This window comes from Paenibacillus sp. BC26 (assembly GCF_900116125.1).
Lineage (GTDB): Bacteria > Bacillota > Bacilli > Paenibacillales > Paenibacillaceae > Paenibacillus_Z > Paenibacillus_Z lignilyticus.
The window spans coordinates 296,846-313,380 of the sequence record NZ_FPAD01000001.1 but is presented as its reverse complement, the minus strand read 5'-3'; the positions used below and the strand labels follow the sequence as shown (position 1 = coordinate 313,380).

Here is a 16,535-nt window from a genome sequence, read left to right as displayed (position 1 = left end):
CCGCCTGCGTCATATTATTTCTTCACGGATGCGTTATACGCATCGATAACTTCTTTCTGTGCTGCATCCTGCGCTTCTTGAAGCAGCTGTTTCGGATCGGATTTCTCGTCCGTCAACGCTTTTTGAACCGCTTTAACTACATAAGGAGTAAGACGCTCTTTCAAGAAGTACTCCAGGTGAGTATCGGAAGCCGCTTTGTTTACGGCAGCAACGAGCTCAGGAGAGATATCTTTTGCGAATTGGGAAGGATCCACGTCGCTGCGAACGGACAGCAGGTTAGGGAACATGCCGTTGTCTTGTTGGAATTGCAGGACTTTCTCCATGACTTCTTTGGAGTTCATGTACGTGATGTATTTCCAAGCCGCATCTTGTTTTTCTTTGGATGTTTTAGGGTTAATGATCCAGTAAGCGCCGCCGATTTGACCCGGACCTTTGCCGCCTGGACCTACCGGATAAGGAGCAAAGCCTACATCGTTTAGATCCATACCTTGCGCAACATAGTCGCCGAATCCGCCGGATGCCGCATTGGACATCGCTGCGCGGCCTTGGAAAATATCATTCATGTTATCTTGGTAGCTTTGGAGCACGTTGTTTTGAACGATTTTGTGCGTCCATTTCAAATCTTTGTAGAATTGAAGGGCTTTAACGGAAGGATCTTCAGTGAAGGCCAGTTGAACGGTGCCGTCAGGCTGCAGGTGCGTCAAGTCGCCGCCGGCTTGCCATACGTAATACTCGAACCACCAGTCAGCCCACTCCATACCCAGAAGCGTGATTCCGTATTGTTTCTTGTCTACGTTGGTCAGCTTCTTGCCGAACTCAACCAGCTGATCCCAGTTGGCAGGAGGCGTATCGCGATCAAGTCCCGCTGCTTCGAACATCTTCTTGTTCCAGAACAAACCTGTTACGTACATATCGTGAGGCACGCCGTAAACTTTGCCATCGATAGTGCCGGCTTGCATCGAGGATGCGATGAATTTGTCTTTGTCCGCATATCCGTCCCAGTAAGGTGTCAGATCAAGCGCAAGCCCTTGGCCAACCCAGTCCGCAATGATTGGGAAGTGAGCTGCGTGGTAAGCATCCGGTCCGTTACCGCCGGCCATTGCCGTTACGAATACTTCACGGTCATTCGTTCCTTGCGGCATCAATTCATGTTTCACTTTAATGCTCGGATTTTGCGTTTCGAACTCCGCGTAAATTTCTTCTTTCAGCTCTTTCTGAGTGTCTTCCGGTGTTGGTTGATCCCAAACCGTAATTTCAACGGTTGCGCCTGTATCTGTTGTAGCTGCTTCGTCTGTTGCAGCGTTATTCGTGTTGTCGGCTGCTGGTTCTGTCGTCGTATTCGTCGACTCTGTGTTTGTACTTGTGTTATTTGCCGTGTTGTTGTTATTCCCGCCCCCACAAGCTGATACAATAAGCATCAAAACCATGACACAAGCTAAAACCGTCCATTTTCTAAGTCGTTTTGCGTTGTTCACTTGACTGCCTCCCTTGAATGATTTCGTCTACAAATGAAGTATATCCCCTTTTTGATAGCGCTTTCTATGTAATATCGTAACATCCTATTAGCAATATTTTAACTTTTATCTGTAAATTCAGAATGGCTAATAAAGGAAAAGTTCGGAAGTTGTCGAATACACGAGGTAAGCGCTGTCAGTGCCTGGAGGGGAATTTCCTTGAAGCAGATGTGGACTTACTTTCAAAGCCTTAATAACCAATTCCGCAGCAAAATGATATTATCCTTCTTCATTGTCATCAGCCTTACGGCATTTATTATGGGCTATTCGTACTATAGAATTATGAGCAACGAGCTTGAAGCTTCCACCTTGCAAGGTCTTGAGAAGCTGACGGAACAAACGGTCGATACCCTTGACCTCCATTTCAAAACGATCGGCAATATCGGATACAGCTATTTCAGCGATACGTCGCTGCAGAAGTTTCTCGATGCTCCTCTTAACTTTGATATCCAACAGTATTATCGCAACAAGCTCGCCTCCCAGAAAGTACAAAATCCACTCATCTCCTTCTTAGCGATCACCGACCTGAAAGGCGAGCAAATCAGCAGCTACTACTACTATAATGCCAGCGTTAGGACGCTTCTCGATCAGGAGCAAGCCATATTGTATCGCAAAGCGCTCGATCAGGATGGCTTCCCCTTCTGGAGCGTGTCCTATACGACGATCAGCACTACCGTAACCCCGGTCAAAACGATCAGCTACATCCAGCTGCTCAAACGAATCACGATGAATGCCCAGCATCCCATTGGCTACATCAAGATCGACATGGACCCCCGCGTGCTTGAGAAAACCTTGCTCGGCTTGCAAAGCGACGACGGCAGCAACTATTACATCGCGGATGCCGGCGGCACGATCGTTTTCTCCCGCAAAGAAGAGGAGATTGGCAAATCGATTGCCGGTACCCCTTTATACACGGGCTACAAGGATGCGCAAGCAAATAAGAAATACATGGATTTCCGATATGAGGACGACGACGAGAATACCAATATCGGCTTTTATCACAAGCTCGGCGTCAGCGATTGGGTTGTCATCGGCAGTGTGCCGCTTGAGCGTATCCTGCAGAAGGTGGATACGTTCCGAAACACGCTCATCCTCATTGCAGCCATCAGCTTCTTGATCGCGATGCTGCTCGGTTCCATTATTGCCGCCAGCGTGACACGTCCGCTCAAGGAATTGAACAAGAAGATGAAGCTCGTAGAGATGGGCGACTTTCAAGCGTTCATTGAGGTTAAAGGTTCTGATGAGCTCTCTACGATCCAGCACAGCTTTAATAAGATGACATCCGAAATAAGCACGCTCATTTCCAAGGTCTATGAAACGGAGCTCCTGAAGAAAGAAGCGGAAATCAAAGCGCTGCAAACGCAAATCAACCCACACTTTCTATACAACACGCTCAGCACCATCGACAGCATTTCTTCCATTCACGGCGATGAGCGAATTTCCTATATCTGTCTGGCGCTTGGCAAGATGCTGCGATACAACCTCAATGGCGGGAACATCGCTACGATCCGGGAAGAGATGGATCACCTGAACCAATATCTATCGATCTACAAAATCCGGTTTCCCGAGAAATTCCACTACGAAATCCATACGGATGAGCAAATCGACGCCTACATTCTGCCGAAGTTTCTCATTCAACCGCTGGTAGAGAATGCAATCATACACGGATTGGAGCAAAAGGTGGGCTATAAATTTGTCCGCGTTTCGCTTATGAGCCTTGACGAGCATTCGCTGCAAATTATCGTCGAAGATAACGGCGTCGGGATGGAGCCGGCTATCATTGAACTGTTTCATCGCAAGCTAAGCGATCCGAACGACATTATGTCGCGCCAGGTTTCCTCGCGGACGATGATCGGACTCGCCAATGTCTTTAAACGCATTCAGATGTATTACGATACGGACCCTCAGGTTGTCATCGACAGCAAGCCGGGGGCGGGGACGCGGATCTATTTTGTATTGCCAAAGCAAACGGCAGGAGGCGGTACCGGTGAAAGTGTTAATCGTGGATGATGAGCCGTTGCTTCGAGAAGGGTTAATTCGCAAAATCGCCTGGGAGCCGCTCGGCTTACAGCTTGCAGGTGAGGCCGGAGACGGCTTCGAAGCGATGTTTCAGCTGGCGAACTGCCAGCCGGACATCGTATTGACGGATGTTCGCATGCCGGGGATGGACGGGCTGCAGTTTATCAACTCGGCGCGGGTGAATTTCCCGCGGACGAAATTCGTGATCATCAGCGGGTTCGATGAGTTCGAATATGTGCGCGAAGCGCTCCTCTATAATGTAAGAGACTACCTGCTTAAGCCGATCGACAAAGAGAAGCTGAACACCCTGCTCGAGGGCATATGCGAGGAGCTGCGGAAAGAACGGCAGGAAGCGGCTGATCGCAGCAAGCTGAGCGAGCTGAACGATATGATTCGCCAGAGCAATTTGCAGCCGCTCGACTTCCAATTGACTCATCTGATCTCGGAGCAGGAGCCCCGCTGGGACGGCATTCCCATGAACCTCATGCAAAGCACCTCCTTCGCCGGAGCATCCGTCAAGATCGTGTATCGCAACGAATCGTCCCGCTTTCAAGAGAATGAAGAGCCGCTCGCGAGGTTTGCTATCCAGAATATTATCGAGAATACATTAGCAGCCGAGACTGGCGTTCAATTCCTGGTATTCAAGCACGCGTATCACTCGGAGGAGATCGTTGTTTTCCTGGGCTCGCAGAGCGGCGAGCTTGATCTGCAAGGGCTGATCGAAACCTTCAATCAAACCGTAGAGTGGATCAAACAGCATCTGGGCATTGTCATCTCAATCGGCCTTGGCGGCATTAAGCAAGAGATGACGCAGCTTCGTCTCTCCTGCATGGAAGCGCGCAAGGCGCTGCAGAATCGCCTGCTCTTCGGCAACGGCAACGTATATACGGATGTTGAATCTCCAACTGCCGCCGCATCCGCTTACCCGCGCGTCTTTGTTCAAGCAGAACGCGGTCTAAGCGCAATGCTCGAAGACGGCCGGCATCAGGAGTTTCTGGATTACGCGGGCCAGCTGTTCCGCACGCTCGCCGAAACGTCGGGTGCCCGATACGAACAAGTGGAATATCTCTATACGGATATCATTCACATGCTGCGCAAGCATGCGGCCAAGACCGCGACCGACTTGCCCAATTGGAATCTGGGCACGCCAATAGCCAGCTTAGACAATCTTAGAAGCTGGAAGGATATTATCGCGATCATCGAGCAGCAGCTGCAGCGTCTCAGCGGCATGCTGAACCGGGGAACCGATCAATCCTGCGACGAAATTATCGAAAGCGTCAAACAATATATTGAGGTTCATTATGCGGAGGAGCTTTCCTTGCAGTGGGTTGGAGAGACGTATTTCATTCATCCGAATTATTTCTCCAAACGGTTCAAGACGGTCGTCGGCATCAGCTTCAATGACTATTTAACGAAGGTGCGGATTGAGCGTTCCAAGGAGCTGCTGCGGACAACAACACTTAAGATCGCCCGCATCTCGCAGCTTGTCGGCTACGAGGATCAGAACTACTTCTGCAACGTGTTCAAGAAAATAACCGGAACCAGCCCTTCGGCATTCCGAAGCTAGACTGGCAATTGTGACGGAATTAGCCGCATGGCTGCCGGTCATGCAGCGAGAATGCTTGGTCAGAAACAGCTTTGTTGCCGTTAGCTAACGATAACGAACCGGTCCCATTCCCGCTTGCAGCCTGGTCATATCGTTGCAGTCATAAATGTCCGTTACAGGCATTTATTGGTATAAGGCTGACTGTAACGGTCATTTTAGTCCGTTATAGCCGAATTTTCAGTGCTTAGGGCTTAGTTTTCGGTTATAACGGACATTCTTGACCGTTAGGTGACAAATACATAGGGTCCTTCTACTTCTCCTTCAACGCCACCAATAATTAAACTCGCTAACAACAAAAAACCGACCGTATAATTACGGTCGGTTCATCGTGCCTGGCGACGTCCTGCTCTCCCAGGACCCTGCGGTCCAAGTGCGCACTGCGGCAGCATCGTCTCTTCTCAGGAAGAAACGATGCTTTTTTCACTTATTATCTAGCGGCTGCGAAGCTTCGAGAGCAGACGCAGAATTTCGATATAAAGCCAGACAAGCGTCACGATTAAGCCAAACGCGCCGTACCATTCCATGTACTTCGGCGCTCCGCGCTGCGCCCCTTGCTCGATGAAATCGAAGTCGAGCACGAGATTAAGTGCAGCTACGATGACGATCACGAGCGAAATCCCGATTCCGATCAAGCTGTTGTCATGCAAATACGGAACCGTCACACCGAACATCCCAAGCACGATGCTGACCAGATACACCAGCGCGATGCCGGCTGTCGCCGCGAACACGCCAAGCTTGAAGTTCTCCGTTGCTTTGATAAGCCTTGTCTTGTAGGCGAGCAGCAAAGCGATGAACACGCACATCGTAATTAACGCGGCTTGCAGCGTAATGCCGTTAAATCTTCCTTCGTAGCTCGCCGAAAGCGCCCCGAGGAACGCACCTTCCAGCGCGGCATAGACCGGTACGAGATATCGCGCCGTTGTCGGTTTGAAGCTGATCACGAGTGCCAGAATCAACCCGCCTATTGCTCCGCCAATCGCAAACCCCGTAACGTTCTGTCCATTGAAATACATCGACCATGTGGCGAACGCGGCCCCAAGCAGAATTGCCAGTGTGATAAAAGCTTTGTTCACCGTACCTTCGATCGTCATGCGATCAGCACCAAGATAATGGCCTGATTTCTCGAAGGACTTGTCATTCAAAGTGGGATTACCGCTTCGACCCAGCAAGATCAATCACCTCATCCATAGATTTACATCTATTATAGCATTCTCACTATTAATCGGCATTAATCCAGCTGACGTCTTTATCTTTCAGATAAGCGTGCCATTCCTTCGGCGCTTCCACATCGCTGACGATAATATCGACGTCTTTCACATCGGCGATTTTGTAGAACTGCATGGCACCGAACTTGGAGTGGTCCGACAAAATAATGCTTTGCTTCGCATGGCTCATCAGCTGCTTAGCCAATTGACCGCGCTCGGCATCGAAGCTTGAAATCCCCTTCTCGATCATAATCCCGTCTATCGAGATGAAGGCTTTATCCGCATAGAAATGCTCTACCATCCGCTCCGTTAATGCCCCGCTCACTCTAGAGTGTCTCGCATTTACCTTGCCGCCGAGAAAATAAATGTCGCCGGAGAAGAACCCTTTATTCTGGTAATCGATAAGCAAGTACATGATTGGGGCAGAGAGGGTGATCACCGTAATATTTTTACGATTGAGCAAATAGTGAACCATCTGCAGCGTCGTTGACCCGTCTTCGATAAAAATAATATCGTTATCTTCCACGAGCGAAGCAGCGGCGCGTCCGATCCGCTTCTTCTCTTCTGCCCGAATGACTTCACGTTTGAGTGGAGTAGGCTCTTCACGGGTTAAATTAATTTTCACCGCGCCGCCGTACACACGCTTCAGTTTATTCTGCTCCTCTAACTCCTCCATGTAGCGGCGAATCGTCTCCGAGGATACTTTTAATTGATCCACTAAAGCTAATGTCCGTACTTTCCCCTCCAGGTTCAGTACATTTAAGATATAATCCTTGCGTTCCTCACCGATCAACGACATTTGTACAGAACCTCCTTACAGCCAGAAGCGTCTCCGCGCTACGGCTTCGATTAACCGTTCCATATCCGCAGCGTGCACATCGCCGATATTGCCGATTCGGAATGTATCTGCGGCTGTAATCTTCCCAGGGTAAAGCACGAAGCCTTCTTCTTTCATCTCATTATAGAAACGCTCGAAAGTAAACGAAGGCGATTCCGGGAAGTAGAAGGACGTAATGATAGGCGAATGATAACGGGCAGGCAGCAGCGTTTGGAAACCAAGTCGCTCCATACCGCGAACGAGCATCCGCTGATTCGTTTCATACCGAAGCTGACGCGCTTTCACGCCGCCTTCATCCTGGAGCTCCAGCAACGCTTCATGGAAAGCATGCACGACATGCGTCGGGGAAGTGAACCGCCATTTGCCGCCGTACCGCTCCATCGAATCCCATTGATCATACAGATCCAGCGACAACGATCGGGCAATCCCTTTACACTGCTCGAGCTGCTCCTTGAGTGCGATGACAAAACCAAATCCGGGCACCCCTTGAATACACTTGTTGCAGCTGCTGATCAAGAAATCGACGCCGAGCTCCTGAACATCCATTTCAATTCCGCCAAATGTACTCATCGCATCGACGATCAGTACTTTTCCGTGTCGTTTCACCGTACCCGCAATATCTGCGAGTGGATTTAACATGCCGGTAGTCGTTTCGCCGTGCACCATAGCCACATGAGTGATGGAGCTGTCTGCGGTCAGCACTTCATCGAGATGATGGGGATTCGCAGGCTCTGTTTCGCCAAAATCAAGCGCAACCGTCTCGATCCCCAACAGGTTCGCCATTTGCACAATACGCTGCCCGTATGCGCCATTCACCAGCACCGCCAGCTTGCAGGCCTGTGGAATGACAGATCCAATGACCGACTCCACGCAATACGTGCCGCTTCCCTGCAGTAACACGCTCGTATAGGACTCAGGCTGTTTCGTTGCCAACTGCACCAGCTTTGCTCGAATGTCTTGGACCAAATCATTATAATCTTTGTCCCATGTACACCAGTCCCGCAGCATGGCCGCCTTGACTCGTTTTGTCGTGCTGAGCGGACCTGGTGTTAGGAGTAAATACGGGTTCTCGGGAATGTTCGTATAGGTCATGGTTTGTCCCCCTGCGCCAATCGAGCATTGATCTCTGCAATAACGGTGTCCAGCTCGCCAATTGAATCAATGACGTAGTGTGCGCCTTCTGCACGATACTTGAGTTCAACAGCTTCCAGCTTCTCCTTTAATTCTTCCGGAGGACAAGCCGCCACTTCCGCTTCCGTCAGGCCGAGCTCGCTGCTGCCTTTCAGAATGCCCACGGTCCAAACGCCTGCATTTACGCCTTCTTGAATATCGCTGATCGTATCGCCTGCTTTGACCATGTGCTTCATCGGATAAAGGCCAAGGCGAATGGCATTTTCGTAGATCATCCACGGATATGGACGCCCAGCCGGCACATCATCGGGAGTAACGAGACAATCCGGCGCATACCCTCTCTTCTTCGCTTCTGCCGAAACGACTTTCATCATATCGAAGGTGTAGCCTGTCGTGGAACCGATCTTGATCCCTTGCTCGCGCAGCCGCTCCATCAGTGCAATGACGCCTGGGATCGGTTCTGCATAGTTAGCCAGAATGGAGAATAGAAGGCGTTCGAAATCGGCATACATCTCATTCACATCGGCATCATTCGGAATTCTGCCGTATTTGTCTTCCCACAGCCCGGCAATACGCTCCATCTCGCATAATGTTCGCAAATGATCGATTTTCAGCATCCCCATTGGCTTGCGTGCTTCTTCCAATGTAATGTCGACGCCTTTATTGGCGAATACCTCTATAAACACCGCTACCGGTGCGAAACATCCGTAATCAACCGCAGTACCTGCCCAATCCAAAATAACTCCTTTAATCTTCATAGTCCTGATTGCCTCCTTTATTTGTGAACCTGCCATGCTTCGGACTGCCTTCTTATGCGTTTTACCGCCAGCTCATAGAGTGACCGAACGACTATATTCGTAAGGACGATCAAGGTGGACATGGCAGCTGCAGCCGCGACGTCGCCGGCATCATCCATATTAACGATGGAAACGGAAGCCAAGTTCGTGTCGGCTGATCGCAGAAAAATCACGGCAGATACGGTAACCATGGCATTAACGAAATAGTAGATCGCATTCTCGAGAATGACCGGCAGCGACAACGGGACCGTTACCCGCAGGAAGGTGCGATAGAACGGAACGCGCATCGATTCCGAGACAAGCTCGAACTCTTTATCCAGCTTCTTCAGTGAAGCTGTCGCCGTAATGAAAGGCACGGAATAGAAGTGAACGATATTCGCGAGTACAATAATCGCCAGCGTGCCGTAAATTCCGCCGAGCGGGTTTCCCGGATTATTAAAGAAGAAGATATATGCGAGACCTACGACCATCCCGGGCAACGCAACAGGCAGGATGGAGAGGAAATATCCGGCTTCGCGCAGCAGCTTCAATTCTCTGGACTTCTCGATAAAATAAGCAAACACGAAAGTGACGATCGTACCGATTACAGCGGTGAAGAAAGCGGCCTTCAAGCTGTTCACATACGGTCCAAGTCCGCCAGCGGCGACTCTTGTAAAGTCGTAATGCTTCAAGCCGAAGCTCAGATCGTAAGGCCATACTTTGACGCAGGAAGCATACACCATCGTCACGAGCGGAATAAGAATGCCTAATGCCACGACCGTGCTGAATACGGTGAACAGGATATCGCGCGTTCGTTTCTTCTCCACGCGGTATGGTGTGGATTTGGCTGACAGCATGGAACGCTGCTTACGGTCGACGATTCGGTTCACAACGAATGCGATTACGGCCGGTACGGTAAGCAGGATGCCGACTGCCGCTCCCATGGACATATTTTGCTGACCAATGACCTGCTTGTAGATGTCGGTTGCCAGCACATTAAACGAGCCGCCGACCGCCTGCGGCGCTCCGAAATCGGTAAACGATGCCGTAAAACATACAAACACGGCGCTGATTAGGCCATATTTGACCGAAGGCACTGTCACCGTGAAGAACCTTCTCAGCTTGCCGGCTCCCATCGACTCTGCAGCTTCATAGAGACGGAAGTCGGTAATCGAAAGGGCCGTCAGGAAAATCATGTAGGCTTGCGGGAAAATGTAGATGACTTCCGAAATGATAATGCCAACAGGGCCGTACAAATGGATGTTGATTCCCGGGATATGACCGAAAAACCCGGTCGTAATTAACCCTTGATTCCCAAACAAATACGTCAAAGCGATACCATGCATGATGGTGGGTTCAAATAACGGCAGCAAAGCCGCGTATTTAAAGAACCCTTTGCCCCACACGGCGGTTCTCGATATGCCAAAGGCATAGAAAAAAGCGAGCGTACCTGCGATGATCGTTGAAACAACAGAGATATAGATCGTATTCGTTAAGGATCGGGACAAAGCCGGTGTCGTGAAATAATGAATGAAATTATCCAGTCCGTTAAATTGACCATCCCGATTCAGAAAAGCTTTGCTGAACAGGGAACATAGTGGAAATAATACGATCACCATTAAGATGAATACGACGCTCACGATAATGACGCGGCGTATCCATTGCTCACGGTCTCTCATCCGAACACCAACTTTTCAGGCTGAAAGTGGATGCACTTGTTTGCGGGCCATTCAAGAAATACGTTCGCATTTCGAGTTAACTGCATGTGAGCGGCGGCTTGGGACGAGATGTCCACAATCATCGTTTGAGCAGCGATGATGCCCTTCGGGAATGCGACTTCCTGCTGCTCGACCTGAACCGTCAGTCGATAGAAGGAACCGCGGAATTCAATCTGTCGCACAATGGCCGGAATCCCGTTAGCGACCGGCCCCGTGTGAATATGAACATGCTCGGGGCGAATTGCCATTCCGCCTTGCACAGCTGCAACTTTGCCAGGATTCATGAAATTAATCGCACCGATAAAATCAGCAACAAACGGGGAGGCCGGCACATCATAAACCTCCTGCGGCGTTCCTACCTGCTTGATTTCGGCATTGTTCATGACTACGATGCGGTCTGCCATCGTTAACGCTTCTTCTTGATCATGGGTAACCATGACCGTCGTAATGCCGAGCTTCTCCTGCAGCTCGCAAATTTGCTCTCTCAGCTTCTCACGAACCTTGGCATCAAGCGCGGATAACGGTTCGTCCAGAAGCAGAAAGTCGGGAGACAATACAATCGCCCGAGCAAGCGCGATTCGCTGCTGTTGTCCGCCAGAGAGCTGAGCCGGGTAGCGATCACCCATATTGGCCAGGTCTACAAGCTCCAGCACATGTCTGACTTTCTCGTCGATTTCTTTCCTGGAGAACTTCTTGCCCTGCAAGCCGTAGGCCACGTTCTGATAGGCCGTCAAATTCGGAAACAGCGCGTACGATTGAAAAACCATGCCGAAATTGCGTTTTGCCGGAGGAAGCTTCGTGATCTCTTTGCCCCCTACCAGAACACTTCCTTCAGTGGGACTTTCAAGACCGGCGATAATGCGCAGCAAGGTTGTTTTGCCGCATCCGCTTGGACCTAACAAACATATAAATTCACCTTTTTGAATAGTGAGATTGATATCCTGGAGTGCGGTAAATGAGCCGAAATGTTTATGAATATGTCGCAGTGACAGGTAAGCTTGTGACATAAGAGCCTCCCTTTAATTGACTTCTATCTGCCGCGAACGGTCGGTTCGCTTAAAGTAAAAGCTGCTCGGCAGCTTACCCGCGCAGCTTTTTCCTTTTTGACTACCAGTAGTTATTCTGTTTTGGGTTCGCTCTTCGCGTTATAGCGTTTATCCCACTCCGCTAAGATGGCGTCTCTGTTTTTTGCCGCTTCATAGAAGTCATTCTTAATCAGCTGCTGCACCGGATCCTGCGAATAACCTTCGGGAATAACCGTTGTATCGGCTTTCGTTGCAAGGATTGCGTAGTTCTTGTTGTATTCCTTCATCGCATCGTCCGTAATGGCCCAATCCAGAAAATCCTTTGCCGTTTGCTTAATCGTTGCTTTCTTCATCAGCGCATTCGCTTCCACATCCCAGCCTGAACCTTCTTTCGGGAACACGACCTCAACCGGTGAACCGTTCTTCTGTTCTTCGATACCGCGGTAGCCGAAGGAAATGCCGATCGGATACTCGCCCGTTCCGGCCATCTTCGCGGGCTTGGAGCCGGAATGCACATACATCGCAATGTTATCGTTCAGCTTATCCATGTACGACCACGCACCGTCTTGACCTTTCAGTTGAACGAGGCCGGATACAGTCAGGAAGCCCGTTCCCGAGGAAGAGGGATTTGGCATCGTGATAAGACCTTTGTATTCGGGTTTGATCAAATCCTCATAGGATTGCGGAATTGGCAGGTTCTTCTTCTCAAGTTCGGGTTTGTTCACGACAAAAGCGGTTTCCCATGCATCAATGCCGACCCAGTGAGCAGGTTCATTCTTGTCTTTGAAATCCGGTTGGATGCGCTCCACACCTGCCGGCGAGTAGCCTTCGAGCATTTCATTCTGGTCAAGCACGAGCAAGCTTGTTGCCGCAACGCCCCAAACGACATCAGCTTGCGGATTGTCTTTCTCTGCCAGCAGCTTCGCTGTGATAACGCCCGTTGAATCACGAACAATATTCAATTTGGTATCCGGGTACTTTTCTTTGAACGTTACCAGGTAGGCGTTAATTTGATCATCTTCAAGCGCCGTGTAGATCGTCAAATCTTTGCTCTCCGTATCAACGCCGCCGTTTGCTCCCGCATTCGTCCCAGCAGATGCTTGATCTGTATTTGCTTCCGGTTTGGCTTGTCCACAAGCTGCCATAATGGAGATTGTCATCAATGTTAGAACGATAAGTGCGATAAACCTTTTCATGAATCGTTTTCACTCCCTATTTATTCAGCTCGGCTTGGCCAAGCTTCGATACTCTAAATATAGGGACCAATTGTAATTTCAATATTAAATGCAAGTTAAGAAATTGTTTTTGTTTGTGTATTCGTTGTTTTTGGTTGTGTTTCGGGGTAGGAAAGATTACTGAGGCATCGTGCCGATGCTGCAGGACTGATGTGGCATCGTACCGATGGACACCTCCCACGCATTCGACATTCCACCGTGCACCTTCCACACAGTTGGCCTCCAACATTCGCACATTCAGTAACTAACATCAGATTCCGTACTCCACATTCCGCGCACTTAACATTCCACGCCCCAACTTCAACATGTTCCGAGATTCTAACGAATCGTACAGGCCTTATTCGGCCGAAATTCAGGGCTTGGAGATTCTAACGAATCGTACAGGTCTTATTTTGGGAAATCGGGTTCCATTTCACATAAAACCCCCCTAATAAGGCTTCTACGATTCGTTAGAATTTTTTTAGTGCTATTTTGGCGCAAATAAGCCCTGTACGATTCGTTAGCGCATTCCACGATCCCCATACTTCCACATTCCCGCACCCCGATCGGCATTCAGTCTTTAGCAGTCGGCTTTCACGATAGGCAGACCGCCATCATGCGAACTAGTCGCTCACTCGGAGCCGCTCGACGCCTAACAATAGCAAAAAGAACCTCCCGCGCTGTGCTGAAGCGCAAGAGGTTCTTCATTAATTGCATCCAACCTTAAAGCATAGGAATGCCAAGCTGGAAGTGGATGTAGCCGTCTACCATTTTCACATCGATCGTGCCTTTGTAAAACTCGACACGTTCTTTCACTACGGCCAGGCCGAGCCCGCAGTGCTCCCCACCGACTTTCGTGCTGAAGCCCGTTCCGAACATCTGATTGAAGCGTGCGGGATCGAAATCATCCTGCACCAGATTAGCAACGGAGACATACAGCATGCCCGTTTCCGACCAGCCTTTCACGATGACGTGACGCAGCTCCGGAGCCAGTCCGCTTACTTCATCAAAGGCATTGTCGATGAGATTACCGATGATTTTCACGATATCCACCGATTTCACGCCAAGCGATAACCCTTCGAGTCCCGTAAAATGATGATCGAACAAGATCTTCGTTCTCATCGCCTGCGCCAGCTTCGCCTGAATCAACGCGGCAACGGCAGGATGGCCGATGCGAATAATGTCGTTCACTTCATTGATTTCTTCAATCAGCTCTTCCATGTATCGCAGCTGTTCTTCCTTCTTCCCTCTGGACAGAAGGGCATACATCGTTTGAACATGATTCAGAAAATCATGCCGCTGGCTGCGAATCTCCGTAAACATAACATCCATATTCTGAATATACAGCTCTTGCGTGGAGCGCACGGCAATTTCCTTGCTTTTGCCCATAAACCTGAATACGAGATACATGCATAAAATGCTGAAAATCGTAAACAGCACAACGAGCAGCGCCAGCCGTACCAGCTGCATATTCAACGTTTGCTCAACAGAGCTATAATCGGAAACGATCGCAATCACGTAAGGAATATCTCGTTGTACTTCGGCTACTCGCGTTTTGGCTCCGATATAGACGAAGGTTTTGAGAACGGTCTTCCCATTCCACTTCTCCAGACTGCTCACCGGCTTGTTCGTTTGAACGGCCTCCGTAAAGCTGTCTATGTCATCCGCGTGTTTGATTTCGTAGCTGCCAAACAGAACAGGTCGATCATAGATGGACATAAACGATGCTCCATTGTTATCCGTATACATTTTCGGAGGCTTGCCAAATGTAACGCCGTTTAAGCCCGCGATTTCGATAATATCCGGATTCACCGCAATGGTCTTCTTCACAATCGTATCGCTGCCGACGATCTCCTGATATTTCAGAACCTGATCGGCATTCACAAATACCGCAATTATATAATCTGTCGATCCGTCGTTATAGAAGCCAAATTTGCTGACCTCGCTTGCACCGGAGGCCGGAACCTCAGCGATGCCGGACCAGAAGTTCGCTAAGCTTTGACCTTCGGGAATCGTCACATTGTGTTTCGTCAGCAGCTGGTCATAGGCCGTAAACCAATAGCCAAACGGCTTCGTGCTCGTAATCTTAAGCTCATTGGGCTCCGAGGATTTGCGCACTGCGATGTCGTCGCTGCCTGCAACGCGCTGCATGAGCGAGATACCGGCAACGCCTGCCTGCTTCGCAAGCGTGCGAAGCTGATCGTTCGTGATCTGTTTCAGATCTGGACTAAGCTGTCCATGGATGAACATTGCGGCCGTGCGCAATTTCTCGCCGATTAGATCCTCTGTGTAGAAAGAGCCTTCTTTGGATTGCTCAATGGAGGTTCGGATTTGAAGGGCTGTTGAGGCCATACGCGCGGACAAGTCATCTTTTAATAAGGTCTTTGTATACCAATAATAGGAAGCGTTGTTGATTGCAACCAATAATACTGCAATACCGAAAATAATATAGATGATTCTGGGATTAATCCGCATGAAACTCACACTTTCTCTCAGGGACAAATTGGAACTCTCTTAGTAGTATAGTTCCATCCCATGTAAGCTGTCTATGTACAGATTTCCTAGTTTAGAACAAAGAACCCCTCTTCTCAGAGGGGCTCCCGACCTATACTTATTCCGAATCCTTCCACGAATAAACAGGCTTCCAGTTCAACAACCGGCAGGCCGCCTCATTGCTGACCAGCGCCTCTCGGCCTTCAAAGCTTCTTCTGCGGTCACGAACCTCCGGATAAAACTCATTCAGCAGCCGCTCCGTATCCCAGTCGCTCAGCGTATCGCTGCTCGTAATATTGAGGGAAACCGCTCCGTAGCCGTCCGTCGTCAAGGCAGCTATCGTAGCCGAAACGGCGTCTCTAATATCGACATAGCTCCATAAAATATGTTTGTAATTAAGCGGCTGATCGATGCGAGCCTTGAACGACTTGAGCTCATCCGGTGTGGCGATCAAAGAATAACGCATCGCAGCCACCTGCATGCCGGTACGGCGGTTGAACGTTTCGCCTGTCTGTTCATTGACGACCTTGGATAGACCATAGCATTCCTGCGGCAGCTGCGGATGTGCCTCATCGACAGGTACATAATGAGGATCAAATTTCTTCGGCGCCCAGCAGAAGCCATACGAGGATTCACTCGAGCCAAATACGACCTTCTGTATACCCAGCACCGAAGCCGCTTCAAACACATTGTAAGTCGATTGGACATTGTTCGAAAACGTAAACTCGTTCGAGTATTGGCCCGGTGACGGGATCGCCGCCAAATGCACGATAGCCTCAGCCCCGTTGATCCCGCCAATCACTTGCCCCAGGTTGGACAGATCTACGGTAATTTGCCTGCAGCGCAGTTTATCCGACTTCTTATTATCCAAAGCAATGACGGTATAACCTTGGGCCAGCAGCTCATTCACGACCCAACCGCCCAGCTTTCCGCTTGCTCCTGTTACGGCTATTGTTTTCAACGCATTCGCCCTCCTCGCTTGATTGCGCTTACCGT

General features: G+C 49.8%; 12 protein-coding genes. 2 read left to right on the top strand and 10 right to left on the bottom strand.

Annotated elements, in window-relative coordinates:
• Positions 1 to 14: 14 nt before the first annotated feature.
• The gene (locus tag BM412_RS01405; protein WP_091212945.1) at positions 15 to 1,475 is read right to left on the bottom strand and encodes an extracellular solute-binding protein; all 1,461 of its coding nucleotides are present in this window, start codon (positions 1,473 to 1,475) and stop codon (positions 15 to 17) included.
• Between the two features lie 207 nt (positions 1,476 to 1,682).
• On the opposite strand from BM412_RS01405, the gene BM412_RS01400 reads away from it, so the two are divergent.
• Both BM412_RS01400 and BM412_RS01395 read left to right on the top strand, forming a co-directional pair.
• On the top strand, positions 1,683 to 3,524 hold the full coding sequence (locus BM412_RS01400) for a cache domain-containing sensor histidine kinase (RefSeq protein WP_256256338.1): 1,842 nt from the start codon (positions 1,683 to 1,685) through the stop codon (positions 3,522 to 3,524).
• Positions 3,502 to 5,100, top strand: a complete 1,599-nt coding sequence (locus BM412_RS01395; RefSeq protein ID WP_177245603.1) for a response regulator — start codon at positions 3,502 to 3,504, stop codon at positions 5,098 to 5,100. Before BM412_RS01400 ends, BM412_RS01395 begins: the two co-directional genes overlap by 23 nt.
• Before the next feature lie 470 nt (positions 5,101 to 5,570).
• On the opposite strand, the gene BM412_RS01390 is transcribed toward BM412_RS01395, so the two are convergent.
• The 9 genes from BM412_RS01390 to BM412_RS01345 all read right to left on the bottom strand — a co-directional run bounded on the left by BM412_RS01390 (position 5,571) and on the right by BM412_RS01345 (position 16,500).
• Positions 5,571 to 6,308 (bottom strand): Bax inhibitor-1/YccA family protein, encoded by a 738-nt coding sequence (locus BM412_RS01390; protein ID WP_091212936.1) that lies wholly within the window; start codon positions 6,306 to 6,308, stop codon positions 5,571 to 5,573.
• A 49-nt stretch (positions 6,309 to 6,357) separates the two neighbouring features.
• Entirely contained in the window at positions 6,358 to 7,143 is a 786-nt protein-coding gene (locus BM412_RS01385; protein WP_091212933.1) for a DeoR/GlpR family DNA-binding transcription regulator, read from the bottom strand.
• Positions 7,144 to 7,158: 15 nt separating this feature from the next.
• Complete coding sequence (gene phnW / locus BM412_RS01380; RefSeq protein WP_177245865.1) at positions 7,159 to 8,259, bottom strand: 2-aminoethylphosphonate--pyruvate transaminase; 1,101 nt, start codon at positions 8,257 to 8,259, stop codon at positions 7,159 to 7,161.
• A gap of 11 nt (positions 8,260 to 8,270) precedes the next feature.
• A complete protein-coding gene (phnX, locus tag BM412_RS01375; RefSeq protein WP_091212928.1) occupies positions 8,271 to 9,071 on the bottom strand; it encodes a phosphonoacetaldehyde hydrolase in 801 nt (266 codons plus the stop codon).
• A gap of 17 nt (positions 9,072 to 9,088) precedes the next feature.
• Positions 9,089 to 10,768: a putative 2-aminoethylphosphonate ABC transporter permease subunit gene (locus BM412_RS01370; protein ID WP_091212925.1), complete on the bottom strand. Its 1,680-nt coding sequence runs from the start codon at positions 10,766 to 10,768 to the stop codon at positions 9,089 to 9,091.
• The gene (locus BM412_RS01365) at positions 10,765 to 11,814 is read right to left on the bottom strand and encodes a putative 2-aminoethylphosphonate ABC transporter ATP-binding protein (protein ID WP_091212923.1); all 1,050 of its coding nucleotides are present in this window, start codon (positions 11,812 to 11,814) and stop codon (positions 10,765 to 10,767) included. The genes BM412_RS01370 and BM412_RS01365 overlap by 4 nt, the downstream gene beginning before the upstream one ends.
• A gap of 110 nt (positions 11,815 to 11,924) precedes the next feature.
• Positions 11,925 to 13,028 carry a putative 2-aminoethylphosphonate ABC transporter substrate-binding protein gene (locus tag BM412_RS01360; protein ID WP_091212920.1) on the bottom strand — a complete coding sequence of 368 codons (1,104 nt, stop codon included), beginning with the start codon at positions 13,026 to 13,028 and terminating at the stop codon, positions 11,925 to 11,927.
• 741 nt (positions 13,029 to 13,769) lie between these two features.
• Positions 13,770 to 15,398, bottom strand: coding sequence for a sensor histidine kinase (locus tag BM412_RS01350; RefSeq protein WP_177245602.1), 1,629 nt, complete (start codon positions 15,396 to 15,398; stop codon positions 13,770 to 13,772).
• A 259-nt stretch (positions 15,399 to 15,657) separates the two neighbouring features.
• Positions 15,658 to 16,500 (bottom strand): NAD-dependent epimerase/dehydratase family protein, encoded by an 843-nt coding sequence (locus BM412_RS01345; protein WP_091212910.1) that lies wholly within the window; start codon positions 16,498 to 16,500, stop codon positions 15,658 to 15,660.
• Between the last annotated feature and the right edge of the window lie 35 nt (positions 16,501 to 16,535).

Coding starts and splice junctions, on each gene's coding strand:
- BM412_RS01400 (WP_256256338.1), top strand. CDS start 1,683: ATGTGGACTTACTTTCAAAGCCTTAATAACCAATTCCGCAGCAAAATG.
- BM412_RS01385 (WP_091212933.1), bottom strand. CDS start 7,143: ATGTCGTTGATCGGTGAGGAACGCAAGGATTATATCTTAAATGTACTG.
- phnX (WP_091212928.1), bottom strand. CDS start 9,071: ATGAAGATTAAAGGAGTTATTTTGGATTGGGCAGGTACTGCGGTTGAT.
- BM412_RS01370 (WP_091212925.1), bottom strand. CDS start 10,768: ATGAGAGACCGTGAGCAATGGATACGCCGCGTCATTATCGTGAGCGTC.
- BM412_RS01365 (WP_091212923.1), bottom strand. CDS start 11,814: ATGTCACAAGCTTACCTGTCACTGCGACATATTCATAAACATTTCGGC.
- BM412_RS01360 (WP_091212920.1), bottom strand. CDS start 13,028: ATGAAAAGGTTTATCGCACTTATCGTTCTAACATTGATGACAATCTCC.
- BM412_RS01350 (WP_177245602.1), bottom strand. CDS start 15,398: ATGGCCTCAACAGCCCTTCAAATCCGAACCTCCATTGAGCAATCCAAA.